The organism is Nocardiopsis sp. N85 (assembly GCF_028882275.1).
In the GTDB taxonomy this organism is placed as follows: domain Bacteria; phylum Actinomycetota; class Actinomycetes; order Streptosporangiales; family Streptosporangiaceae; genus Nocardiopsis; species Nocardiopsis lambiniae.
This window is the reverse complement of record NZ_JARBUT010000008.1, coordinates 75,356-99,314: the sequence shown is the minus strand read 5'-3', so window position 1 is coordinate 99,314 and position 23,959 is coordinate 75,356. Positions and strand designations below refer to the sequence as shown.

The 23,959-nt window shown below is 71.5% G+C and carries 26 protein-coding genes; 10 read left to right on the top strand and 16 right to left on the bottom strand.

Features of this window, described 5'->3' with window-relative positions:
- Positions 1-91: 91 nt before the first annotated feature.
- The 3 genes from PWG71_RS13425 to rarD form a co-directional block, all read right to left on the bottom strand.
- The gene (locus PWG71_RS13425; protein ID WP_274810027.1) at positions 92-1,465 is read right to left on the bottom strand and encodes a hypothetical protein; all 1,374 of its coding nucleotides are present in this window, start codon (positions 1,463-1,465) and stop codon (positions 92-94) included.
- A gap of 207 nt (positions 1,466-1,672) precedes the next feature.
- Positions 1,673-2,560: a hypothetical protein gene (locus PWG71_RS13420; RefSeq protein WP_274810026.1), complete on the bottom strand. Its 888-nt coding sequence runs from the start codon at positions 2,558-2,560 to the stop codon at positions 1,673-1,675.
- A gap of 119 nt (positions 2,561-2,679) precedes the next feature.
- Entirely contained in the window at positions 2,680-3,660 is a 981-nt protein-coding gene (gene rarD, locus PWG71_RS13415) for an EamA family transporter RarD (protein WP_274810025.1), read from the bottom strand.
- A 78-nt stretch (positions 3,661-3,738) separates the two neighbouring features.
- Between rarD and PWG71_RS13410 the strand changes: the two genes are divergently transcribed.
- Together PWG71_RS13410 and PWG71_RS13405 are read left to right on the top strand one after the other, a co-directional pair.
- Positions 3,739-4,614 (top strand): phosphorothioated DNA-binding restriction endonuclease, encoded by an 876-nt coding sequence (locus PWG71_RS13410; RefSeq protein WP_274810024.1) that lies wholly within the window; start codon positions 3,739-3,741, stop codon positions 4,612-4,614.
- A gap of 54 nt (positions 4,615-4,668) precedes the next feature.
- Complete coding sequence (locus PWG71_RS13405; RefSeq protein ID WP_274810023.1) at positions 4,669-4,824, top strand: hypothetical protein; 156 nt, start codon at positions 4,669-4,671, stop codon at positions 4,822-4,824.
- A gap of 11 nt (positions 4,825-4,835) precedes the next feature.
- Here the strand turns inward: PWG71_RS13405 and PWG71_RS13400 are convergent, their stop codons facing one another.
- Positions 4,836-5,087 carry a phosphatase domain-containing protein gene (locus tag PWG71_RS13400; RefSeq protein ID WP_274810022.1) on the bottom strand — a complete coding sequence of 84 codons (252 nt, stop codon included), beginning with the start codon at positions 5,085-5,087 and terminating at the stop codon, positions 4,836-4,838.
- 84 nt (positions 5,088-5,171) lie between these two features.
- Positions 5,172-5,636: a winged helix-turn-helix transcriptional regulator gene (locus PWG71_RS13395; protein ID WP_274810021.1), complete on the bottom strand. Its 465-nt coding sequence runs from the start codon at positions 5,634-5,636 to the stop codon at positions 5,172-5,174.
- 131 nt (positions 5,637-5,767) lie between these two features.
- On the opposite strand from PWG71_RS13395, the gene PWG71_RS13390 reads away from it, so the two are divergent.
- The 4 genes from PWG71_RS13390 to PWG71_RS13380 all read left to right on the top strand — a co-directional run bounded on the left by PWG71_RS13390 (position 5,768) and on the right by PWG71_RS13380 (position 8,243).
- Positions 5,768-6,643, top strand: a complete 876-nt coding sequence (locus tag PWG71_RS13390; protein ID WP_274810020.1) for an aldo/keto reductase family oxidoreductase — start codon at positions 5,768-5,770, stop codon at positions 6,641-6,643.
- Positions 6,644-6,891: 248 nt separating this feature from the next.
- Positions 6,892-7,185 carry a Scr1 family TA system antitoxin-like transcriptional regulator gene (locus PWG71_RS28805; RefSeq protein ID WP_446725026.1) on the top strand — a complete coding sequence of 98 codons (294 nt, stop codon included), beginning with the start codon at positions 6,892-6,894 and terminating at the stop codon, positions 7,183-7,185.
- Positions 7,182-7,355: a DUF397 domain-containing protein gene (locus tag PWG71_RS13385; RefSeq protein WP_274810019.1), complete on the top strand. Its 174-nt coding sequence runs from the start codon at positions 7,182-7,184 to the stop codon at positions 7,353-7,355. Before PWG71_RS28805 ends, PWG71_RS13385 begins: the two co-directional genes overlap by 4 nt.
- A 234-nt stretch (positions 7,356-7,589) precedes the next feature.
- Entirely contained in the window at positions 7,590-8,243 is a 654-nt protein-coding gene (locus PWG71_RS13380; protein WP_274810018.1) for a DUF4333 domain-containing protein, read from the top strand.
- Between the two features lie 152 nt (positions 8,244-8,395).
- Here PWG71_RS13380 and PWG71_RS13375 read toward each other — a convergent pair whose 3' ends face one another.
- From PWG71_RS13375 to PWG71_RS13365, 3 genes are read right to left on the bottom strand one after another with little or no spacing between them, the layout of a single operon-like run.
- On the bottom strand, positions 8,396-9,955 hold the full coding sequence (locus PWG71_RS13375) for a tripartite tricarboxylate transporter permease (protein ID WP_274810017.1): 1,560 nt from the start codon (positions 9,953-9,955) through the stop codon (positions 8,396-8,398).
- Positions 9,955-10,551 carry a tripartite tricarboxylate transporter TctB family protein gene (locus PWG71_RS13370; RefSeq protein WP_274810016.1) on the bottom strand — a complete coding sequence of 199 codons (597 nt, stop codon included), beginning with the start codon at positions 10,549-10,551 and terminating at the stop codon, positions 9,955-9,957. Before PWG71_RS13370 ends, PWG71_RS13375 begins: the two co-directional genes overlap by 1 nt.
- On the bottom strand, positions 10,548-11,540 hold the full coding sequence (locus PWG71_RS13365; RefSeq protein ID WP_274810015.1) for a Bug family tripartite tricarboxylate transporter substrate binding protein: 993 nt from the start codon (positions 11,538-11,540) through the stop codon (positions 10,548-10,550). Before PWG71_RS13365 ends, PWG71_RS13370 begins: the two co-directional genes overlap by 4 nt.
- Before the next feature lie 232 nt (positions 11,541-11,772).
- On the opposite strand from PWG71_RS13365, the gene PWG71_RS13360 reads away from it, so the two are divergent.
- Together PWG71_RS13360 and PWG71_RS13355 are read left to right on the top strand one after the other, a co-directional pair.
- Entirely contained in the window at positions 11,773-13,473 is a 1,701-nt protein-coding gene (locus PWG71_RS13360) for an ATP-binding protein (RefSeq protein ID WP_274810014.1), read from the top strand.
- Entirely contained in the window at positions 13,470-14,153 is a 684-nt protein-coding gene (locus PWG71_RS13355) for a response regulator (RefSeq protein ID WP_274810013.1), read from the top strand. The genes PWG71_RS13360 and PWG71_RS13355 overlap by 4 nt, the downstream gene beginning before the upstream one ends.
- Before the next feature lie 190 nt (positions 14,154-14,343).
- Here PWG71_RS13355 and PWG71_RS13350 read toward each other — a convergent pair whose 3' ends face one another.
- Both PWG71_RS13350 and PWG71_RS13345 read right to left on the bottom strand, forming a co-directional pair.
- On the bottom strand, positions 14,344-15,498 hold the full coding sequence (locus PWG71_RS13350; protein ID WP_274810012.1) for an FAD-dependent oxidoreductase: 1,155 nt from the start codon (positions 15,496-15,498) through the stop codon (positions 14,344-14,346).
- A gap of 5 nt (positions 15,499-15,503) precedes the next feature.
- Positions 15,504-16,427, bottom strand: coding sequence for an RNA polymerase sigma-70 factor (locus PWG71_RS13345; RefSeq protein WP_274810011.1), 924 nt, complete (start codon positions 16,425-16,427; stop codon positions 15,504-15,506).
- Between the two features lie 101 nt (positions 16,428-16,528).
- Here PWG71_RS13345 and PWG71_RS13340 point away from each other — a divergent pair, with 101 nt between their 5' ends.
- Entirely contained in the window at positions 16,529-17,065 is a 537-nt protein-coding gene (locus tag PWG71_RS13340) for a GNAT family N-acetyltransferase (protein WP_274810010.1), read from the top strand.
- Between the two features lie 59 nt (positions 17,066-17,124).
- Here the strand turns inward: PWG71_RS13340 and PWG71_RS13335 are convergent, their stop codons facing one another.
- The 6 genes from PWG71_RS13335 to PWG71_RS13310 all read right to left on the bottom strand — a co-directional run bounded on the left by PWG71_RS13335 (position 17,125) and on the right by PWG71_RS13310 (position 22,317).
- Positions 17,125-17,337 (bottom strand): hypothetical protein, encoded by a 213-nt coding sequence (locus PWG71_RS13335; RefSeq protein ID WP_274810009.1) that lies wholly within the window; start codon positions 17,335-17,337, stop codon positions 17,125-17,127.
- A 92-nt stretch (positions 17,338-17,429) separates the two neighbouring features.
- Positions 17,430-17,642 carry a hypothetical protein gene (locus tag PWG71_RS13330; RefSeq protein WP_274810008.1) on the bottom strand — a complete coding sequence of 71 codons (213 nt, stop codon included), beginning with the start codon at positions 17,640-17,642 and terminating at the stop codon, positions 17,430-17,432.
- A gap of 270 nt (positions 17,643-17,912) precedes the next feature.
- A complete protein-coding gene (locus PWG71_RS13325) occupies positions 17,913-18,431 on the bottom strand; it encodes a hypothetical protein (RefSeq protein WP_274810007.1) in 519 nt (172 codons plus the stop codon).
- A 179-nt stretch (positions 18,432-18,610) separates the two neighbouring features.
- A complete protein-coding gene (locus PWG71_RS13320; RefSeq protein WP_274810006.1) occupies positions 18,611-19,273 on the bottom strand; it encodes an NAD(P)H-binding protein in 663 nt (220 codons plus the stop codon).
- Between the two features lie 148 nt (positions 19,274-19,421).
- Complete coding sequence (locus PWG71_RS13315) at positions 19,422-20,408, bottom strand: 2-oxoacid:ferredoxin oxidoreductase subunit beta (protein WP_274810172.1); 987 nt, start codon at positions 20,406-20,408, stop codon at positions 19,422-19,424.
- Between the two features lie 64 nt (positions 20,409-20,472).
- Entirely contained in the window at positions 20,473-22,317 is a 1,845-nt protein-coding gene (locus tag PWG71_RS13310; protein WP_274810005.1) for a 2-oxoacid:acceptor oxidoreductase subunit alpha, read from the bottom strand.
- A 435-nt stretch (positions 22,318-22,752) separates the two neighbouring features.
- Between PWG71_RS13310 and PWG71_RS13305 the strand changes: the two genes are divergently transcribed.
- Positions 22,753-23,610, top strand: a complete 858-nt coding sequence (locus PWG71_RS13305; RefSeq protein ID WP_274810004.1) for a M48 family metalloprotease — start codon at positions 22,753-22,755, stop codon at positions 23,608-23,610.
- Positions 23,611-23,959: the final 349 nt, after the last annotated feature.

The window sequence follows — 23,959 nt, the reverse complement described above, 5'->3', positions numbered from 1 at the left end:
CGCCCCCGGGCGCGGTGAGGGCGCCCCGGTCGGTGCGGGCGCCCCGGTCGGTGCGGGCGGGCCCGGACCCGGGGGCCCGGGGCGACGGGGCCTAGCTCACCAGCGGCAGGGCCTCGGAACCGGGCAGGTCCATGAAGGTCGGGTGCGAGACCATGCCCTCGGGGGTCGCCGGGGCCTCGGCGGTGCCGCCGTCGATGGAGACCAGGTCGCTGGTGTCCAGGTCCTCCAGCAGCCCGGGGCCGCGGCTCAGCCCGGCGACCAGGTCCTCGATGGTGCTCATGTCGGGGCCCTCGGCGATGCTCGGCAGCGATGAGGTGTCGGCGACCTGCGGCAGCTTCCCGTCCACGGTGGGCAGCCCGGTGCCGACCTGCGGGAGTTCGGCGTCGGAGAGCGGGCCGTCCAGGCCGACCAGGTCGGTCGAGCCCAGGTCGGAGGCCCCGGTCAGCAGCGCGTTGGTGAGGTCGGACAACCCGGGCACGTCGGCCGCCCCCGGCGCGCTCTGGTGCTCCCGCAGGGACACGGCGGTGAGGTCCTCGTCCAGGTTGCGGTTGCCGATCATGCCCAGGACCTCCTCCTCTCCCAGGCTGACGTAGTTGTCGTCGGTGACCGGGTTGGACTCGACCACGTCCTGGATGGCCTTGGGGGTCTCCAGGCCGAAGGCGTGGGCGAAGTCCCACATGTTCGGCACCTCGGGCGTGCCCGCGCTCTGCGGGACGGTGCCGGCGGCGGTGGGCAGCGTCGGGGCGACGTCGAGGACCTCGGTCACGGCCAGGGCGTTCTCGCTGGTCAACGCGGTGGGGTCGGACAGGTCGACGCCCTCGCCGAGGTCGGGCAGGCGGGAGGCGTCCAGCTGTCCGGCGATCTCGGCGGGCCGGGGCAGCTCCGAGACCGAGGGGACGCCCACCTCGTCGCGCAGTTCCTGGACCGCGATCACCGTGTGCGGCAGGGTCTCCGCGGCGGCGTCCTCCACCATGCCGCCGGCGCTCTGGGCGGTGGTCTCGAACTCCGTGCCCGCGCCGGTCGCCCGCTTCTCCACGGCCGCGCCCAGGTCGTGGCCGATGGTGTCGTGCGGGTTCCCGTCCAGGCCGGTCGCGTCCTGGGTGGAGGCGACGGCGTCGCCCAGCGCGCCGCCGGGGTGGGTCAGGTCGCCGAACGGGGTGACGATGTCCCGCTCACCGGCGGGCAGGACGGCGGACAGGTCGGGGGCGGGCTTGGCGGGGTTGTGAGAGGTCTCCTGGAGTTCGGTGAGCGCCGAGCCGGCCACCGGCCCCACACCCCCCGGGAAGGCGGTGTTCATGGTCGGCGCGACGCCCTCCACGAGCGTCCGCTCGATGATGGGGGCGATCTCCGCGACGGGCGAGGCGAGGGCCTCGGCACCGGCGATCCCGGTACCGAGGGCGACGAATCCCGCGGTTCCGGCGGCGAGCAGAACGGTCCTGGCCGAGATGCGGTTGGCCTGCGTCATGGGGTTTCCTTCCGAAGGACTCTGTGGTTGCGGAGTGGATCCGGGCGGTCGCGCATCGGGCGCGGCCGACCGGGAGGCCGGAGTATCGGTGGACCACCGGCTGACATGAATCACGTGAGCGGGACCGCGATGGCGGTACGGGGCACGGGACTCAGGTCAGCTCCCAGAGCCGGATGAGGGCTGGGAACGGTCCGTCGAGGACCGTTCCTAGTCGGGGGAGACGGTGAGGTCGTCGGTGGCGCCGGCGGGCACGGGGTGCACGGCGTCGACGGCCGACAACGGCACGTCGGCGGGGGGCGCGGCGACGTGGGAACCGGTGAGGTAGCCGGCGACACCGGGGGCGGCGGCACCGGAGGGCGCCGAGGAGCCGGTGGTCGGCTTGGGCGCGGTCGGGTGATCCGGGTCGGCGGGCGCGGGGCGCTCGGTGTCGACGGTTCCGGAGCCGGCGACCGCGCCGACGGGGTGCGCCGTGTGGGCGGGGAGGTGGACCGCGAACACGCTCCCCGGTACGTCCACGGCGTCGGTCTCGCGCGCGGACCCCTCGTCGGGACGCTCGTCGCGTTCGACGACGGGTGCGGTCTCGACGGCGGCCGGCCGCTCTACGGCGGCGGGGGCGGGGGCCGGTGCGGCGGGTGCGGTGAGCGGTTTGGTCGAGGCGACGTGGGCCACGAGGTTCTCCGCGCGGTCCCGGTCGACGACCTCCAGTTCTCCGACCACGCGCCTGGCGCCGTCGCGCACGCTCACGCCCACCTCGGTGACGGAGGGGTCGGACAGCACACCGGTGGGTGCGCTCTCGGCCCGCTGCTCCAACCGCCGTTGCACGGTGCCGAGGGTGTCGGTGACGGGCGTGGCGACCTCGGCGACGCCCTCCAGGGAGGGCGGACCGTCGAGACCGTCGGGCAGGTCGGTGTCCAGCACGGTGCCCTGGGCCAACCCGAGCGGCCCGGGGGCCGTCTCGGCCTGCGCGGGAGCCGCCCCCATCAGCCACAGGGCGGCCAGGGTCGCCCCGACGAACAACGGCAACAGGAGCGGGAGGGGCGCGCACACCACCGTGGCCGCGCGCGGGGCGCGTGCCGTGCGGTTGGTGCGGGACATGAGGTGCCCTCCGGGACGTGCGGACCGAGGGGAACCGGGACGCACCCGGCTCGCGACTCGACGTTAGCACAACGTCACGGATTGTAGTTTCGGTTCGCCGGAAGCGGGGAAATCCGAGGTCAGTCGCAGGGCTCGGTGGTCGGTCGCTCCCGCGCCGACTCCGCCTCCCGCGCCGACTCCGCCTCCCGCGCCGACTCCCGATCCTCCCGGCGCCGCACCGACCGCGCTCGGGCGCCGCGCACCTGGTCGAAGGCGAACACGCTCAGGGCCAGCCACACCAGCGCGAACCCCGCCCACCGGGCGAGCGGCATCTCCTCGCCCTGGATCAGCCACCCGATGAAGAACATCATGGTCGGGGCGATGTACTGGAGCATCCCGATCACGCTCAAGGGCACCAGCCGCGCCGCGAGCCCGAACAGCAGCAGCGGCAGCGCCGTGACGAAACCGCCGCCGACCAGCAGCGCCGTGTGCGCGGGGGATACCGACATCGCCGTTCCGACACCGGAGAACTCCAGGAACAGCACGTATCCCAGGGCGGGCAGGAACATCACCAGGGTCTCCACGGTGAGGCTCTGCATCCCGTCCAGGTCCACGTACTTCTTCACCGCGCCGTAGGCGGCGAACGACGAGCCCATGAGCAGGGCCAGCCACGGGGCGGCGCCGTAGCCCACCGTCATCACCACGACCGCGATCACGCCCAGCGCCACCGCGATCCACTGCGCCGTGCGCAGGCGCTCGGAGAACAGCACGACGCCCAGGCACACCGACATCAAGGGGTTGATGAAGTACGCCAGCGACGCCTGGAGGGTCTGCGCGGTGGAGACCGAGTAGATGAACCCCCACCAGTTGACGGCGATGAGCACCGCGGCGGCGGCCACCGGCAACAGCCGGCGGGGGCTGCGGATCACGCCGGGCAGCCACTTCCAACCGCGGCGTGCGAGGAACAGGAAGACGCACATCGCGAGCAGGGACCACACCATGCGGTGGGCCAGGATCTCGGCGGGTTCGGCGGCGGAGAGGAAGGGCCAGTACAGGGCCGCGACGCCCCACAGGAGGAAGGCGCTCGCCCCGAGGGCGACGCCGCGATTGGAATCCGGCACGAATGCAATGGTAGGACGAATTGTCCGACCTGTCGCCCTTATTTCGGTCGTCGCACTCCAGCGCTAGGGTCGTGCCTCATGGACTGGGAAGAGCGTGTCGGTCGGATCAGGCAGTGGCGGAAGGACGGCAAACGGGCCCCGCACAAGCCCCTCCTCCTGCTCTACGCGCTGGGCCACCACCAGCGTCACGGCGACGCCCCCATCCTCTACAGCGCGGCCGAGGAGCACCTCCGACTGCTGCTGGACGAGTTCGCTCCGCCGACCAGGAGCGGTACCACCCCCGCCTACCCCTTCCGCCGTCTGGCCAACGACGACGGGCTGTGGCTGCTCACCACCGACGACGGCGGCGATCCCGGGGACAACGCGGGCCGACTGCGCGGCTCCGGCGCCCGGGGGAACCTCACCCCCGAGTTCTCCCGCGCCCTGTCCGACGACCCGGGTCTGCGCACCCGTATCGCCCGAGCCCTGCTGGACGCGAACTTCCCGTCCTCCCTGCACGAGGAGATCCTCGCCCTGGCGGGCCTCGCCCTCACCGACGGCCGCCGGGTCGCGGCGCACGACCGCGACCCCCGCTTCCGCGAGGCCGTGCTGGACGCCTACGGTCACCGGTGCGCGTTCTGCGGCTACGAGGGACGGCTCGGCGGTGTTCCCGTCGGGCTGGAGGCCGCCCATGTCCGCTGGTGGTCGCACGCCGGGCCCGACGATGTCGACAACGGCCTCGCCCTGTGCTCCAACCACCACCTGCTCTTCGACCGCGGCGTCCTCGGTCTCACCGGGGAGCTGACCCTGGACGTCTCCCCGCGCTTCGAGGCCCGTTCGGCCGAGGCCGAACGGATCGTCACCGACCTCGCGGGCCGCGACCTGCTCCTGCCCGCCACCGCTCCATCGGTCGCCGCCGGGCACGTCGACTGGCACCGCCGTGAGGTCTTCAAGGACCCCGGCCTGGCCGCGTGACGCCCGTTCCCGGCCGACGTCCCCGCCGATGTCCACGAGGATGCCCACGCCGAGGTGGCCCGGCCCATCGACATCGTCGGCCTGTCCGCCTCGTCGGCCACGCTCGCCCTGCGCACCTACGCGCCCCGCGTTCGGCTGCCCTTCCGGTGGCACGAAGCGGACTCGGTGAGCGGCCCGGCGGCGTCTTTCTCCCGCTCCGAACCGCGGTGATACGCCCGCCCTCAGAAATCGCCTTCCGCGACCTGGAGAACGGTCAGCCCCAACTCCCGACACATCCGGACCACCTTGTCCCGGTCGTCCAGGACACAGAGGACGCCCGTGCGGTCGCGCACATGCTTCTCGTAGAGCTCGCGCTTGACGGTGTCGTCGGAGCGGAAGTCCCCCTTGCGCCGCGTGTGCAGGTCGCCCCGCATGCCGACGTGCGCGTCGAGTCCGGCCTGGAGGCCCTCGGCCACGTCGGCGTTCCCGAGCATTCACCCATCTGGTGGCACCGCTTCTTCGACCACCTCTGACCCCGCCGGGTGCACCCCGGAGCGAACGCGCCGTGATGGTGGCTCCTAGGAGGTGGGGGCGTCGTGGGCGGCGCGGTTGTCGAGGACTTCGCCCATGTGCGTCTCGGCCCAGCTCTTGAGGCCGCGCACCTGGTGGTACAGCGACAGGCCGAGTTCGGTGAGCTCGTAGGAGACGGTGACGGGCACGGTGGCGGTCGCGGTGCGGGTGATGAGGCCGTCGCGCTCCAGCGAACGCAGCGTCTGGGTGAGCATCTTCTGGCTGACGCCCGCGAGTGTCCGGGCCAGCTCCGAGAAGCGCATCGCCCGCGGCTCGCCGGCGTGGTCACCGGTCCGGTCACCGGCGCGGTCACCGGTGGGCCCGGCCTCCCCGCCGACGAGCGCGCACAGGATCAGGGTGACCCATTTGTCGGAGATCCGGTCGAGCAGCTTCCTGCTGGGGCACACGTCCAGGAACGCGTCGTACTCGATCTTCGCCTGGGCCCTCTTCTCGGCCGCGGTCGTCGTTCCCATCGCCTACTCCTGTCACCTGAGGGTCACCAAGGCACTCTGAAGTACCTACTTCCTGCCAGGAAGTTGCATGTCCATTATGAAGAAGGGCTCCATCAGGAACCACCCACCGAATCGACACGAAAGACAGGGGCATGAGCGCGTACCCTCCTCCGCTTCCCGGCGGCACCTGGACCATGGGCGATCTGACCGTCACCCGCTTCGGCTACGGCGCGATGCAGCTCGCGGGCCCATGGGTCATGGGGCCGCCCGCCGACCACGACGGAGCCATCGCCGTCCTGCGCGAGGCCGTCGACCTCGGGATCACCCACATCGACACCAGCGACGCCTACGGGCCGCACATCACCAACCGGCTGATCCGCGAAGCGCTACACCCCTACCCGGAGGGCCTGCACGTGGTGACGAAGGTCGGTGCGCGGCGGGACGCGCAGGGCGGGTGGCCCACGGCGCGCCGTCCGGAGGAACTGCGTCGCCAGGTCGAGGAGAACCTGGAGTCCCTCGGGCGCGAGACGCTGGACCTGGTGAACCTCCGCCTCGGCGACGCCCAGGGGCCGCAGGCGGGGTCGATCGCGGAGGCGTTCGAGACGCTGGTCGATCTCCAGAAGCAGGGCGTCATCCGCCACCTCGGCGTGAGCAACGCGACCGCCGAGCAGGTCACCGAAGCCCAGGGCATCGCGCCGATCGTGTGCGTGCAGAACATGTACAACCTCGCCCACCGAGGCGACGATGAACTGATCGACCGGCTCGCCGCCGAAGGTGTCGCCTACGTGCCGTTCTTCCCGCTCGGCGGGTTCAGCCCGTTGCAGTCGTCGGTGCTCTCCGCCGTCGCCGCCCGACTGGGCGCGGCGCCCATGTCGGTCGCCCTGGCGTGGCTGCTGCACAGGTCCCCGAACATCCTGCTGATCCCCGGAACCTCATCGGTCGCGCACCTGCGCGAGAACGTCGTCGGGGCCGGGCTCCCGCTGTCCGACGAGGACCTCGCCGCGTTGGAGGGGATCGGTCGCGGGTGACGTCACCCGCGACCGATCCATCCCCGTGTGCGCGGGGGTGACGCTTGATGAACCGCGTCAACGCAGGGCGTCGTCTCCGCGTTGTGCGGTTTGGCGATGTGGTGAGGTGCGGCCGGGACCACGGTGGCATGGGGGCGCCGCGATGCCCAAGAAGGACGGCTGAACCAGCGGGGTGGAGTCCACTGGCGGCGGACCCCACCCCGCTGGATGCGGGTCACGGGTGAGGGCGGGGTTCGGCCTGCCGCGTGATGCGAGAGCAGTTGCAGCACCTGCTGGAGCTCTCCGCCTCCAGGGATATGCGAATCTTGGTCCTACCAGCGGATGCTCCGTGTCATGGCGGACACTCCGGGCCGCTCCGCGTGCTGACCTCCCTCCAGAACACGCCCTTGGTCGAGGTGGAACACGCCTCGGGCAGTGAACTGCTCAGCGACGACCGAGCTGTGACAAGGCTGCAAGCCGTGTTCGGAGACCTACAGATCTGGGCGCTGCCCCCTGCGGCGTCCCACGCCCTCACATCAGAAGCCCTAGGAGAACTACGGTGAACGAGAGCACCTGGCACACGTCCAGCTACAGCGGAGCCCAGGGCGACTGTGTTGAGGTCTCAGAAGGCCTGATCACCGCTGTGCGCGACACACGGAACCGCGAACTCGGGCACCTCGGGTTCACCGCCTCCGAGTGGACCGCCCTCCTCGGCGCGCTCGACTCGAAGTGATCACCGGGAAGCCGCCCCGCCACGGAAAGTGCGGCGGGGCGGCTTCGTGTGCGGGTGTCCGGATGGAGCCGGAAAGCCAACAGCGTTGACAAGCCGTGCGTGTGCGGTCACGGAAACGACATAAATCGGCTGATGAGGCTACAGATCCATAGAGGACCGCGTATGCGTGGAACCTCGAACCGCGTTCCGGAGTCTGTTCGGGGGCACGTTCCCCGCACACTCAAGGAGTCCGCGATGCGGCAGATCAGAACCGACCGAATCATCACCGGAGCCGTTCTGGGAGCCCTCCCCCTCTTCCTCGCCACCGGCTGCTCGTTCAGCATCGGCGGCCCCGGCTCCGTGGACGCCGAGCAGGTCGCCGAACGGTCGAGCGCGATCCTCGCCGAGCAGGTCGGCCAGACCCCCGACGACTTCACCTGCGCCGACGACCTCCCCGCCGAGGTGGGTGCCGAGATCCGCTGTGAGCTCACCAGCGGCGGCGACACCCTCGGCGTGACCGTCACCGTGACCTCGGTCGACGGCGACAACGTCCAGTGGGACATCAAGGTCGACGACGCGCCGGCCGACACCGGCGCCGCCGATGACACCCCCACCGATGACACCGCCGCCGGGGACGACTCCACGGCTCAGGGCGGCAACAGCGGCACCGCCAGCGACGGCATCGTTCCCGCCGATCAGGTCGTCCAGCGGTCGACCGCCGCGCTGGAGGCGGCCGGACACACCCTTGAGAACTTCGCCTGTTCCCAGGGGCTGCGCGCGGAGGTGGGCAACGAGATCCGCTGCAACTTCCACGCCGACAACACGATCTACGGTGCGACCATCACGGTGACCTCGGTCGACGGCGACAATGTCCAGTGGGACATCCAGGTCGATGACGAGCCCTTGTAAGCCCGGCCCCTTCCCCGAGCGACGCACCTTCGCCCCACTCCGCACGCGAACGGCCCCCGGCGGACGGGCCGGGGGCCGTGGGGTCGACCCCCGGGAGTAGAGGGTCGACCGTGAAGGCCGACCCCCGGGAGTAAGGGGTCGGCCATGGTCCGTCAGGACACGGGCTCGCGCTCCGGGCCGTCCGTCTGCGCGGTCTTCGCCGCCGCGCGGCGGCGAAGACCCGCGATCACCGGAACGAGGGCGGCCACCACCACCAGGGCGTACAGGCCGATCGAGATCCCGCTGCCCACGAGGATCGCCGGATCCCCCGAGGACGCCGCCAGCGCCCGCCGGAACTCCGTCTCGGCGATCGGTCCCAGCACCACGCCGATCAGCGCCGGCGCCACCGGAACCCCGAACGACCGCATCACCAGCCCCAGCAGTGCCACCGCCAGCAGAATCACCAGGTGCGCCACCGAGGCGTTGATCGCGTACACCGCCAGCACCGAGAACAACGCGATGCCCCCGTACAGGTACGGCTTGGGCAGCTTCAGCAGCTTCGCCCACAGAGGCGCGAACGGCAGGTTGATCACCAGCAGCAGCACACTGCCGATCAGCAGCGACGCCAGCAGCGTCCACACCAGTTCCGCGTTGCGTTCGAACAGCACCGGCCCCGGCTGGAGACCGTACTGCTGGAACGCCGCCAGCATGATCGCGGCCGTCGCCGACGTCGGCAGCCCCAGCCCCAGCAGCGGCACCAACGTGCCCGCCGCGCTGGAGTTGTTCGCCGCCTCCGGCCCGGCCACGCCCTCGATGGCGCCTCGACCGAACTCGTTCTCCGCCGGGTCGCCCGTGCGCCGCGCCCGCCGAGCGGCGAGCTTGCGCTCCAGGCCCAGCGACACGAACGTCGGGATCTCCGCACCGCTGCCCGGGATCGGCCCGAACGTGCTGCCCAGCGCCGTACCGCGCAGCCACGGGCCCCAGGACCGCTTCCAGTCCCGGCGGCTCAACCACGGCCGCCCGGTGCGGATCGCCGCGAAGTCCGGCGCCGACTTCCCGCGCGCCACCACGTACAGCACCTCGCCCAGGGCCAGCAGCCCCACGGTCACGATGACGACGTTGATCCCGTCGAGCATCACCGACGACCCGAAGTCGAACCGTGGCGCGCCGCTCTGTCCGTCGATGCCGACCACGCCGATCGCCAGGCCGATGAGCAGCGACGTCACACCGCGCAGCACCGATCCCGACACCACGGCGGCCACCGCCACGAACGAGAACACGGTCAGCGCGAAGTACTCGCCCGGCCCGAAGTTCAGCGCGAACGCCACCATCACCGGCGAGAAGAACGCCACGATCAGCGTTCCGACGATGCTCGCGAAGAACGAACCGATCACCGCGGTGCCGAGCGCCTGCGCGGCCCGACCCGCCAGCGCCATCTTGTGGCCCTCGTAGGTCGTCGCGATCGACGACGCCTGCCCCGGGGTGTTGAGCAGGATCGACGTCGTCGCCCCACCGAACATCCCGCCGTAGTACACGCCCGCGAACAGGATGAACGCGCTCGTCGGGTCCAGCCGGAACGTCACCGGCAGCAGCAGCGCCACCGCCATCGCCGAGCCCAGACCCGGCAGCACCCCCACCGCGGTGCCCAGCACCACGCCCAGGAACGCCCACATCAGATTGCCCGGGGTCAGGGCCGCGACCAGCCCGTCCCCGAGACCGACCAGAGTCTCCATCACAGTCCCCACCCCAGGATCCCGGTCGGCAGGTTCAGCCCGAGGCCGAGCGAGAAGCCCACCTGGACGGCCGCCGACACCGACAGCGCCACCACGGCGTCACGCACGTACGCGCGCGCCCCGAACGCGAAGGCCACCGCCCAGAACAACAGCGCCCCGGACAACAGCCAGCCCAGGAACTCCAACAGCACGATGTGCGCCACCAGCCCGGCCAGCACGATCAGGACGGGTCGCGTCTCGAACCACGTGAGGGCGTTGGAGACCCCCGTCGTCCGCCCGCGCAGGCCGGTCACCACCAGGGACACCGCCGCCACCAGCAGCAGCGCACCGATGACCCCGGGGACGAAACCCGGTCCGGGCCTCGTCGCGTTGGTCGGGGCCTCGATGGTGAACGCGCCCCACAGCATGACCACGCCGACGGCCGCGGCCAGCGCGGGTATCGCCCATCGGGCGGGACCGCTCCACGGCGCCGTCTCCGGATCGGGCGTCGCCGTCTCGGCCGCCGCCCGCGCGGCGGTGATCTCCGCCGCCTCCGCGGTGGTCTCCCCGGGCTCCGTCACCACCGGAGCCCCCTTCCCGGTCTCGTTCACGGTCACAGCCCCAGCTCCTCGACGGTCTCCTGCGTGAGGGCGACCTCCTCCTCCAGGAACGCGGTGAACTCCGCGCGGTCCTGGTAGGTGTCCGTCCACCGGTTGCGCTCCAGGGTGTCGGCCCATGACGGGCTCCCCCTCAGTTCCTCCACCAACGCGACCAGCTCGTCGGCCTGCTCGTCGCTCAGTCCGGGCGGCGCGATGACCCCGCGCCAGTTCGACATCTCCACGTCGTAGCCCTGCTCGATGATCGTCGGCACGTCCACCCCGTCCAACCGTTCGGGGGAGGACACCGCGATGACCCGCAGCGGGCCGCCGTCGGCCGCCTGGTCGGCGAAATCGCCCAGGGTGCCGAACCCGACCGCCGACGTGCCCGACAGCAGCGAGGTCAGCACCTCGCCGCCGCCCGAGTAGGGCAGGTAGTTGATCTCCCCGGGGACCAGTCCCATGGACTGGGCGACCCGGGCCGCGAAGATCTGGTCCACACCGCCCATCGATCCGCCCGCCACCGGCAACGTCTCCGCCTGCGCGATCCAGTCCTCGGCGAGGTCGTCCAGGGTCTCGTGGGGGGAGTCGGCGGACACGACCACGGCCAGGTACTCCGAGGCCAGCTGCGCGATCGGGGTGACGTCGTCCATCGTGTACGGCGACCCGGTGGTCTCCACCGCGCCCACCATGCCCAGTCCGGTCATGGACAGCACGTTGTCCTGGCCCTCACGGTTGGCGATCTGGGCCAGCCCGATCGTGCCGCCCGCCCCCTCGGCGTTGCGCACCTCGACGTTGAAGCGCAGGTCCTCCTCGCGCAGCCCGTTCTGCATCTCCCGGGCCAGGGTGTCCCACCCGCCGCCGGGGGCCGCCGGTGCGATGAGCAGGATCTTCTCCTGCTCCCCGGTCCCCGACGCCGCGCTCTGGCGCACGTCGAACAGTGCCGTTCCCACCAGCAGGAGGGCACAGAGCCCACCCGCGACACGGAGTGGCACGCCGCGTTCGCGCATCGCTGTCTCCTTCCGACCTCGTCTCGCCCCCTCGCCTTGCGGGAACGAGGAGAGCCGGATCACAGTGTGACCCGGCGCACGCCCGTGTAAGGGTGTTGTTAAAACTGGCGTCATATTGGTCGTATTGTTCGTGTCACGCTCTTGAACGCGGTGCCCACCTGGGCGTTCGCCGATCCGAACGTCGCCGCGTCCACCTCGGAACCGCACCGATCCCCTCTCGGAAGGCACCGGCATGACCGCGCGCACGCTGCCACGGCCGCCGCGCACCCCTGCCCCGCGCACCCGGCCCCGCCTCACCCTGACCGGCTCGCTCTTCGTCGGCTACGTGCTCCTGCTCGCCGCCGCGCTGGTCGCCGTCGGCTCCCTGTGGGTGGTCCAGCTCGACCGCCACACCGACCGCCAGTACGCGGAGCGGGTCCTCAGCGTGGCCCGGACCGTCGCCGTCATGCCGGAGGTCGTCGCGGGAGTCCAAGGCCCCGAACCGACCGCCGCCCTCGACCCGCTGGCCGACCGGATCGCCTCCGCCACCGGGGTCGAGTACCTGGTGATCGCCGCGCCCGACGGCACCCGGTACACCCACCCCGACAAGGACCTCATAGGGGAGATCGTGTCCACCCCGCCCGGACCGGCCGCCGAGGGCGAGGAGTGGACCGGGGTGGAGACCGGCACCCAGGGGCGCACCGTCCGGGCCAAGGTCCCCGTGTTCGCCCACGGTGGTTCGGTCAACGGCGGCGATGCCCGCGGCGAGGTCGTCGCCTACGTCTCCCTGGGCATCCTCACCTCCGACGCCGCCACCGAGGCGCGCGCCGCCGTCCCCGCCGTCCTGGGCACGGTCGCCGTGGTCCTGGGCCTGGGCATCGGCGGGGCCTGGGCGCTCTCCCGCCAGGTCAGGACCAAGACGCACGGTCTGGAACCCGCCGACATCACCGCGCTCCTCGAAAGCCGCGAGGCCCTCCTCCACGCCGTCCGCGAAGGCGTGCTCGCCGTCGACACCGAAGGCCGCCTCCTCCTGGTCAACCCGCCGGCCCGCGCCATGCTCGGGCTTCCCGAGGACGCCGAGGGGCGTACCCTTGACGAACTCGGCGTCTCCGAGCGGATCCGTGACATCGTCTCCGGGGACGACCCGGGTCGGGACCTCCTCCTGCTGTCCGGCGACCGCATCCTGGTCGCCAACCGCAGGACGGTCCGGATCCGGGGTGAGGACACCGGCGCGGTCGTCACCTTCCGGGACCGCACCGAACTCGACCGGCTCACCGGTGAACTCGACGGCGCCCGCACCGTCACCCGGGGGCTGCGGGCGCAGACCCACGAGTTCGCGAACCGGATGCACACCCTGGCGGGCCTGCTCGACCTGGGCGCCCATGAGGAGGCCCGCTCCTATCTGGCGGACCTGTCGGCGGCGCACACCCGCACCACCGCGGGGATCGCCGAGCACGTGACCGATGCGGCGGTGGCCGCCCTGACCATCGCCAAGTCGGCGCAGGCCGCCGAGATCGGCGTGGACCTGCGGATCTCCCCGATGACGGACGTGCCCGCGCTCGACAGGGAATTGCGCACGGACGCCCTGCTGGTCCTGGGCAACCTGGTGGACAACGCGCTGGACGCCGTCGCGGGCGCCGGCCGGGGATGGGTGGAACTGATGGTGCGCCTGCATCGGGCCGGTGAGGACGGTCCGCCTCGCGACCTGCTGGAGATCCGGGTGACCGACTCCGGGCACGGGGTGGCCGACGGGATCGCCGAGGAGATCTTCCGCCTCGGTTTCACCACCAAGGCGTCCCGCGACGGCGGGGGACGCGGACTCGGTCTGGCCCTGGTCAAGCAGGTGTGCGAGGGGCGAGGGGGCAGCGTGGAGATGGAGGTGCCCGACCGCGAGGAGGGCGCGGTGTTCACCGCCTACCTGCCCGCGACCGGCACGGTGGAGGTGAACCGATGATCCGTGTGCTGGTCGTCGACGACGACGTTCGAGTGGCCCGCAACCACCGGGAACTGGTGGAGTCGCTGCCCGGCTTCACGGTGGTGGGGGTGGCGCACACGGCCGCGGCCGCGCTCGTCCAGATCCGGGGACACCGCCCCGACCTGGTCCTGCTCGACCTGCACCTGCCCGACGCCTCGGGGATCTCGGTGATGCGCACGCTGCGCGCCGCCACCGCCGACGAGGCCCGCCGCACCGACTTCCTGATGATCACGGCCGTGCGCGACATCGCCCAGGTCCGCGACGCCCTGCACGGGGGAGCGGTGCACTACCTGCTCAAACCGTTCCCGCTGAGCGCCCTGCGCGACCAGTTGGAGCGCTACGCGGTGGCCCGCCGCCAGATGGACACCGAGGGGGAGACGACCCAGCAGGACGTGGACCGGCTGTTCGGACTGTTGCGCCCGCCGGGCGGCCGATCACTGCCCAAGGGACTGACCGCCGCCACCGTCGACCTCGTCGCGGGGGTGCTGCGCGCCGCCGACGGCGACCTGTCCGCCTCCGACGTGGCCGAACGCTCCGGTGTGTCCCGGGTGACCGCCCGTCGCTACCTGGAACACCTGTGCGCGGACGGCCGCGCCGAACTGCGCATGCGCTACGGCTCGGCCGGCCGCCCCGAACACCGCTACCGCTGGGTGGCGTAGGGCCTGTTCTTCGCGTGCTCCTCCGCGCCTCGGAGGTGCGAGGGCGTCCACGGGGTTCCGGAGGCCGGCGGAGGAGACGTCCGAGGGACGAGGATGTCGACGCAGCGGCCGAGGGTTCGCGTTCTCCGGGTGCTCTCGCGCGGACCGAAGCGGAGCGGAGGTTCACAGGAACACGGCCGGGCCGCCCTCCTCAGACGTGCCGGTGAGCGTGGGAACCCGTCGCCGCGGCGGCCGCGCGCACCGCGCTCGCCACCGAGACCTCGCCGAGCAGGCCCGGCGCGGCCACCGAGTCCCCCGCCAGGTACACACCGTCGCCCCGGTCGATCGCCGGCCGGTCCCGCCACGTGGTCCCCGGCAGGTCGAGCGCCCCCGTCCGCCCCTTGGCCACCTGGTCGCGGCGCCACGTCACCCGCGCCCGCCACTCCGGCAGCGACGCGTCGAGCAACCGCTCCAGCCGCTCGGTCACCCGCGCCCGCGACTCGCCCGGCCGCACCGGGATCTGCGCCTGCACCAGCTCCTCGCCCGCAGGGGCGAGCGTCCGGTCCACCCGCGTGTACCGCTCCACGAACCCGCACTCGTCGGCGTCGAACACCGCGAACGGGTCCCGCCGTCCCCGGCGCAGCCCCAGGTCCACCAACAGCGCGTGCCCGCTCTCCCAGGTCGGCGAGTCGTCACCGAGCAGAGACCGGGCCGACGCCAGGGAGGTCGCCACGATGACCGGCCGGTCCGACGGCAGGGAGTCCACCCGCGCGCCCGTCTCGATCCGCACCCCCATCTCCCGGGCCCGCGTCGCCAGCCGCTCGACCAGCGCCGTCCACCCGCCGACGATGTACAGCGCCGAGGGCCGACCGGGCGACCACACCCGCTGGAACCTCTCCCACACGAACTCCGCCGACAACCGCGAGGGGTCGTGGTCGAACAGCGCCACCCCCATGTGGTTCGCGGCCACCCGCGCGGTCCTCTCGCCCAGGCGCTCCCGTGCCCAGGACCCGAAGTCGCGATCGTGCGGGGCGCGCAGCCCCCGGCGTGCGACCGCCCGCAACAGCGCCGGGGGCGGTGTCGACCGCATCCGGCCTCCCGCACGCACCCGGACCCCGAAGAGCGCCGACCACGGGAACCGGTGGTGGGGCGGTATCAGGTCCCGTTCGCCCAGCCACCGGGCGGCCGAACCGTCCCCGTACAGCACGTGCGGCCCCTCGTTGGCCAGGTACGGCGGATCGCACGTCCGGGCCCGGCCGCCCAGGGTGGAGTGCGCCTCCAGCAGGGTCACGGCGGCGCCGGCCTCGGCGCCGGCGATGGCGGCGGTCAGTCCGGCGAGGCCCCCGCCCACAACGGTGATGTCCATGCCTCTCAAGACGGGTCGGGCACCCGCAGGTGTGACATCTTGTCCGGGTTGGCGATCACGTACACGGTCCGGACCCGGTCGCCGTCCACGTCCAGGATCATGGTGCTGATCACCCGCCCCGAGACGATGACCAGCGCCGCCGGGGCCCCGTTGACCTCGGTGACCTCCAGCCGCGGTTCACCGGGGGCCACCCCGATCGACGCCAGGAAACGCTCCAGGTTGCTCGGCAGCGACAGGAGGAACCGGCCGACCTTCGTCCGGCCGACCAGCACCCGCAGCGGCGCCTTGGCCTTGCCGCCGCCGTCCCCGACCAGGGTGGCGTCGTCGGCGAGCAACCCGGTCAGACCCTCCATGTCGCCCTCCGCGCAGGCCTGGAGGAAGCGTTCGGTGATGCGCCGCCGCGCCGCCCGGTCCGCCTCGAACCTGGGTCGGCGTTCGCGCACGTGGTCGCGGGCCCGCCGGGACAGCTGCCGGGTGGCGGCCTCGCCGCGACCGATGATCTCGGCGATCTCCGCGTACGGCAGCTGGAAGGCCTCGCGCAGCACGAACACCGCCCGCTCCAGCGGACTGAGCGTCTCCAGCACCACGAGGAGCGCGAACTCGACCGTGTCGGCGAGCTCGGCCCGCTCCGAGGCGTCGGGCAGGTCGCTCACCGGTTCGGGCAGCCACTCGCCCACGTACGACTCCCGGCGGGCACGGGCGCTGCGCAACCGGTCGATGGCCAGGCGGGAGACGATGGTGACGAGGTAGGCGCGCGGGTTCTCGACCCCTTCCCGGTCGGCGGCCGACCAGCGCGGCCACGCCTCCTGGACCACGTCCTCCGCGTCGGAGGCCGTGCCCAGGATCCGGTAGGCGACCCCGGTCAGGAGGGAACGGTGGGCTTCGAAGACACCGGCGGCGTCGGCGGCGTCGGAGGTATCGGTGGTCATGAAGAGAAGACGTACCACGCACCCCGGAACGTGACACCCGTTCGCGGGATGATTCCGTGGGCCCGACCCCTGTCCCCTGCGACGGAACGAGGAACGAACGGATGTACCGACTGCGGCCCTGGGGGCCGAGGGACGCCGAACGGCTGCTGTCGGCCTTCGCCGAACCCGAACTGGCATGGCAGTCCCCGGAGGTGCCCGCCACCACCGATGAGGCGCTGGAGTGGATCGACCGGCAACGGGCCGCGGCCGAGGCGGGCTCCTCGTTCGGGTTCGCGGTCACGGCCGGGGAGGACGTCGCCCTCGGGCACGTGCAGGTCTCGGTGACCAGCCGCGTCCACGGCCTGGGCTGGGTGTCGTACTGGACGCACGCCGACGCCCGGGGGCGCGGGGCCGCCACGGCGGCCGTGCCGCTGGCCGCGGAGCGCGTCTTCGCCGAGACCGACCTGTTCCGGCTGGAACTCGGACACCGGTTGAACAACCCGGCCTCGTGCCTGGTGGCGTTGCGCTCCGGGTTCCGGCCCGAGGGGATCGAACGGCGGAAGCTGCGCTACGGGGACGAACGGTTCGACACCGGGACCCACGCGCGGTTGCGCACCGACCCGGCCACGCGCCTTTCGGTCGCGGTCTGCGGCGTCTGAGAACACGAGGGCGGGGCGCGATCGATGATCGCGCCCCGCCCCCGCGCTACCGGACGTTACTACTTCACGATGGCGATGCCGGAGGTGGAGTTGCTGGAGATGACGTTGCAGCCGTCCATGTTCACCAGGGAGAAGGTGATGATGTCGGCGCAGATCGGCACGGTGACGTTCTGGATGTTGGCGTTGTTGTCGGCCGCGGCGGTGCCGGTCATCGCGCCCAGGGCGAGGCCGGTGGCGAGGACGAGGCCGGAGACGGTGGCGAAGCGCTTCATGGTGAAGATCCTTTTCGGTTGGCGTTGCGATGGTCGTTGTCGATGGGACGGTGGCGTCCCGAGGTGCCCGGTGCGAGGGCGATCCGAACGATCTAGTCGTCGATGGCGATGCCGGAGGTGGAGTCCCAGCTGACGACGTTGCAGCCGTCGGAGCTGATGCCCGCGGCCTGGAGAACGTCCACGCACACCGGGATGGTGATGTTCTGGACCTTGGCGTTGTTGTCGGCCGCGGCGGTGCCGGTCATCGCGCCGAAGGCGAGGCCGGTGGCGAGGACGAGGCCGGAGATCTTGGCGATGCGGGTCATCGTGGATACCTTTCGGAAGCTCATAACGGGGTGGCTGTAGCCGCCGGAAATAACTTAGCGTAGTCATCAGCGTGCTCGGAGTACTTCAAGGGAAGAATCCAGAGTTTCTTCGAGCTTTTCTCGGGTTCCTTTCGGACATGCACGACATGTCGGAGCCCACGATCCGCACCGCGTTACAGAACCGAGAGGTCGCCGTGCGCACGAAGGGGCCCGCGCGGTGTTCCTCCACCGCGCGGGCCCCTTCGGACGCCCCTCATCGAGGGGCCGTGATCACCAGCCCTGCTGCTGACCGTAACCCGGGTACTGCTGCCCATAACCGGGCTGCTGGCCGTATCCCGGCTGCTGACCGTAACCGGGGTACTGCTGCTGGTCGTAACCCGGGTACTGCTGCTGGCCGTATCCCGGCTGCTGGCCGTAGCCCGCGTACGGGTCCGGCTGCTGGGCACCGGTCGGCTGCGGGTAGGCCTGCTGCTGACCCGACGGCTCCGGCTGGTGCTGGGCCTCGTGCCTGTCCACCGCGTCCTTCTTGGCGTCGGGGTCGGGGCGGAAGATGAACATACGGGCCGGCTTGTCCTTCTCGCCGTCCTCGCCCGGGGTGATCAGCTCCAGCCGCCAGCCGGCCTCCTCGATCCCTTCGAGGATGCGCGTCAGGCCCGGGCGCAGCTTGCTGGAGGGCTCGTCGTAGGCGTTGATCTCCAGCTGGATGATGAACATCCGACGCTTCTGCTGAGCCGCGACCTTGGCGTGCTCGACGACCGTGCTGTCCCTCACGACCTGTGTGACGCTCATGAATAACCGTGCCCATCTGCTCTGTTCGGAGCCGTCAGTACCCGTCGGGTCGCTACCCGGTCATCCGCGTCCAACCTTGGCGGGACTCCGCCGGGTTCCGTCACCATGATGCCTTCTATGGGTGCATCTGGCCACAGAATGCCCGAAGCGGCCGCTCTGAGCGGCCACGATCGTGTGCCTCAGACGGCGGCGGCGCGGACGGCCTCGACGACGGGCGTCTCACCGTTCACGAGGTTGAGAACCCTTCCGACCGTCCCCGGTTCGTCCAGGAGCGCCACGATCACGGCGGCCACGTCGTCCCGGGTCACCGAGTCGCGCTCCACCTTCTCCCCGAGCGACACCTCCCCGGTCCCGGGTTCGTCGGTGAGGCGGCCCGGCCGCAGGATCGTCCAGTCCAGCTCCACCGAACGTTCACGCAGGTCGGCGTCGGCGGCGCGCTTGGCCTCGACGTAGGCGGCCCACACCTCGTCGCTGTCGGCGGGCAGCGGGTTGTCCACCCCGATCGCGGAGACCTGGATCAACCGGCGCACCCCCGCCAGAGAGGCGGCGTCGGCGGTCAGCACGGACGCCTTGCGGTCGACCGTGTCCTTGCGGGTGGCCCCGCTGCCCGGCCCGGCGCCGGCCGCGAACACGACGGCGTCGGCGTTCATGACCTTCTCCGCCAACTCGGTGACGGTGGCCTGCTCCAAGTCGATGACCACGGGCTCGGCGCCCGCGTCGACGACGTCCTGAGAGTGGTCGGGATTGCGGATGAGGGCGACGGGCTCGTCCCCGCGCGCGGCCAGCAGCCCGGCCAGCCGCAGCGCGATCTTCCCGTGTCCCCCGGCGATGACGATACGCATACCGGCACCCTAACCGTTCCGTCCGGATGTCAGGGGGTGGCCCGCGGACCCGTGCCCGACGACCACGGACCTCCCGGACGGCGGAGGGCGGCCGCCCGGCCCGGGGCCGCCCTCCGCCGGTCCCCGGCGGAGGGCGGCCCCGACCGCGCTACCCGACCGTCCAGACGTCCCCGCCCGCGAGCAGGGCCGACAACTCCCCGTCGCCGCGTTCGGCACGCGCGTCCGCCACCTGCTCGTTGACCAGATCGTCGTAGGTGGGTCGGCGCACCTCACGGAACACCCCGATCGGCACGTGCTCGAACGCCGGCCGGTCCAGCCGGGACAGCGCGAACGCGTACCCCGGGTCCTCCCGGTGCGCGTCATGGCGGATCAACCGCTCCTCACCGACCGACGCGACGTCCACCACCTCCAACCCGCCGTACTCCCCGGCGACCACGCCCCGGCCGTCGCCCAGGCGCAACGGCTCACCGTGCTCCAACCGCAGCAGCCGGGTGTCCTTGGCCGCGGGGTCCTTGAGCGGTTCGAACGCGTCGTCGTTGAAGATGGGGCAGTTCTGGTACACCTCCACGAACGACGCTCCCGGGTGTTCGGCGGCGGCCCGCAGCACCGACGTCAGGTGCCTGCGGTCGGAGTCGACCGACCGCGCCACGAACGTCGCCTCCGCGCCCAACGCCAACGACACCGGGTTGAACGGGTGGTCCAGCGATCCCACCGGCGACGACTTGGTGATCTTGCCCGCCTCGGACGTCGGCGAGTACTGCCCCTTCGTCAACCCGTAGATCCGGTTGTTGAACAGCAGCACGTTGACGTTGACGTTGCGGCGCAGCGCGTGGATCAGGTGATTGCCGCCGATCGACAACCCGTCACCGTCACCGGTGATCACCCACACCGACAGGTCCGGGCGACTCGTGGCCAGACCGGTGGCGATCGCCGGGGCCCGCCCGTGGATCGAGTGCACCCCGTACGTGCTCAGGTAATAGGGGAACCGGGAGGAACAGCCGATCCCCGAGACGATGACGATGTTCTCGCGCGGCACGCCCAGCTCGGGCAGGAACGCCTGGAAGGCGGCCAGGATCGCGTAGTCACCGCAGCCCGGGCACCAGCGCACCTCCTGGTCGGACTTGAAGTCCTTCATCTTGTAGGAGGTGTCGCTCTTGGGCACCAGACGCAGCCCCGCGAAGCCGGTGTCGTGCGTGTGCTCAGTCACGATCGATGACCTCCTGAAGCGCTCCCGCCAGCTCCTCCGCCTTGAACGGCAGGCCGCGGACCTTGTTGTAACCGATGACGTCGACCAGGAACCGGCCGCGCAACAGCAGGGCCAGCTGGCCCAGGTTGATCTCCGGGACCACCACCCGGTCGTAGGCGCGCAGCACCTCGCCCAGGTTCGCCGGGAACGGGTTGAGGTGGCGCAGATGCGCCTGCGCGACCCGACGGCCGGTGCGGCGCACCCGCCGCGCCGCGGCGGTGATCGAGCCGTAGGTGCCGCCCCAGCCCAGGACCAGCACCTCGGCCTCCCCGCTCGGGTCGTCGACCTCCAGGTCCGGGACGTCCACGGCGTCGATCTTGGCCTGGCGGGTGCGGACCATCAGGTCGTGGTTGGCGGGGGTGTAGGAGATGTCACCGGTCTCGGCGTGCTTCTCGATGCCGCCGATCCGGTGCTCCAGCCCGGCCGTGCCCGGCACCGCCCACGGCCGGGCCAGGGTCTCGGCGTCGCGCAGGTACGGCAGGAAGTCCCCGTCGGGCCCGTTGGGGGCGGTCGCGAACCCGGGCTCGATGACCGGAAGCTCCGAGACCTCGGGCAACCGCCACGGCTCCGACCCGTTGGCGAGATACCCGTCGGAGAGCATCACCACCGGGGTCCGGTACGTCACGGCGATCCGCACCGCCTCCAACGCCACCGCGAAGCAGTCGGCGGGGGAGGCCGGCGCCACCACCGGCAGCGGGGACTCGCCGTTGCGCCCGAACAGAGCCATGAGCAGGTCGGTCTGCTCGGTCTTGGTGGGCATGCCGGTGCTGGGCCCGGCCCGCTGGACGTCGACGATGACCAGCGGAAGCTCGGTCATCACCGCCAGACCCACGGTCTCCTGCTTGAGCACCATCCCCGGGCCGGAGGTGGTGGTCACGCCCAACGCCCCGCCGAACGCCGCGCCCAGGGCGGCGCCCACACCGGCGATCTCGTCCTCCGCCTGGAACGTGCGCACCCCGAACTCCTTGTGCCGGGACAGCTCGTGGAGGATGTCGGAGGCCGGGGTGATCGGGTACGAGCCCAGGAACAGGGGCAGCCCCGAACGCCGGGAACCGGCGATGAGCCCGTAGGCGGTGGCCAGGTTCCCGGTGATGTTGCGGTAGGTGCCCGCGGGCAGCCGGGCCGGTTTGATCTCGTAGGAGACCGCGAAGTCCTCGGTGGTCTCACCGAAGTTCCAGCCCGTCTGGAAGGCGGTCAGGTTGGCCGCCAGGATGTTCGGCTTGGTGGCGAACTTCGACTTCAGGAACGCCGCGGTGCCCTCCGTCGGCCGGTTGTACATCCACGACAGCAGACCGAGCGCGAACATGTTCTTGGCCCGCTCGGCGTCCTTCTTGGAGATGTCCAGACCGGCCAGGGCCTCCACGGTCATGGAGGTCAACGGCACCGCGCTCACCTTGAACCCGTCCAGGGTCCCGTCGGTGAGCGGGTCCGCCGCGAAGCCCACCTTGGCCAGGGCGCGCTTGGTGAACTCGTCGGTGTTGACGATCACCGTGGCCCCGCGGGGCAGGTCGCCCAGGTTGGCCTTGAGCGCGGCGGGGTTCATCGCCACCAGGACGTCGGGCGCGTCGCCCGGGGTCATGATGTCGTGGTCGGCGAAGTGCAACTGGAAACTGGAGACACCGGGGAGGGTCCCGGCGGGCGCACGGATCTCCGCGGGGAAGTTCGGCAGGGTCGACAGGTCGTTGCCGAACGTCGCGGTCTCCTGGGTGAAGCGATCACCGGTCAGTTGCATCCCGTCGCCGGAGTCACCGGCGAAACGGATGACGACGCGGTCGAGCTGTTCGATCTGTTTGGACACTGAGATCGACGACCTCCTCGGCCGCCGGTCGTTGTGGCGGCGGCGCTCGTGAGTGTCAGCCCTCCGGTCGGGGCGCACCGCCGTGGGGCGGCCCCCCGATCGCGTGAGGACACGGACGGGGTGTGCGGCCCCCGCGTCCACCGGGTGCGCCAACCCTGGAGGACGTGGTGAGGCGTCCACGCCCGTGGACGCGGAACGGTGTCCGCGACCTCGCGCGCAAAGTGATGAGGGCCACGTTCGCACTATAGGTCGTCGGGGCGGAATCGACCGAAGGCGGGTGGTGATTGTCACATCGGGGCGGCGATCGCGGGGCGGTACCGGATACCGGAACGCGACGGGTGTGATGGACGGCCCCCCGGCCGGGGAACGCGGGACGCCGACCCGCACGTTCATCACCATGTACACATCACGGACGAAGAGCGGGGAGGTGGCGGCGTGCACGTCGGCCTGATCCGGGCGATCGGCCTGTTCATCGGCGTCGCGGTGGTCCTCCTCGTCGCGGGCTGGCTGTGCGCCGAGAAGACGGGACTCCAGTTCGCCGTCACCCTGGTGGTGTGCGCGGCGATCCTGGTCCACCTGTTCGGCGACTCGCTGGCGCTGCGCGCCATGCGGGCGCGCCCGGTGGGGGAGATCGAACGGCCCGAGCTGTACCGGATGGTCCGCGAACTGGCCACGGCCGCACGCCAGCCCATGCCGCGCCTGTACCTGTCGCCGATCCGATCGCCCAACGCCTTCGCCACCGGGACCGGCCGCCGGGCCGCGCTGTGCTGTACGACGGGCCTGTTGCGCACGCTCGACGAACGTCGGCTGCGCGCGGTGATCGCCCACGAACTGGCGCACATCAAGGCCGCCGACACCCTGGCCGGATCCGTGACGGTCACCCTCACCGGTCTGATCACCGCGTTGAGCGCGCTGGCCCTGGTACTGCCGCTCGGCGACTCGGAGGAGACCGACGTCCCCGAACTCCTGGGCGGACTGATGGTGGCGCTGCTGGCGCCGCTGGCCTTCCTCGTGGTGCGCGCCGGAGTGGGGCGTCAGAGCGAGTTCCGGGCCGACGAACAGGCCGCCCGCACCACGGGGGACCCCGAAGCGCTGGCCGAGGCCCTGCTCGCGATCGAGAAGGGGATGCGCGCCCATCCGTTGCCCCGCCGGAGGACGCTGCTGCCGGCGGCCCACCTGATGACCACCAACCCGTTCCCCACGGGGGTCTGGCGGCTGTTCGCCGCCCACCCCCCCACGGAGGAGCGGGTGCGGCGGCTGCGTGAACTGCGCCGGGACTGGGACCTGGGCTGATCGATCCCGCCCCGGAGGCCTCCGGGGCGGAGGGAGGACACGACGGCCGCCCTCGACGGGCGACCGCTCGGTGGTTCCGCCCGGTCCTGGCGGTGGTTGACGAACCGAGAAGGGCATTCCCGTCTCCCAGCTCAGGAGACGGGGATGCCCTCTGACGTGCTGCTACGCCTCTTGCTGCTTCTCGCCGTTTCGCACTACATCCCGGCTTGATGCGCCCTGGATGTGCCTTGCGCCCTACGGGCTTTGTAGGCCTGCCGGACGCGAACGCCAGCCGGAGCGGGAGATCAGGGAGAGCAAGTTTCCATGCCCTACGGGCTTTGTAGGCCTGCCGGACCGCACCGACAGCGGA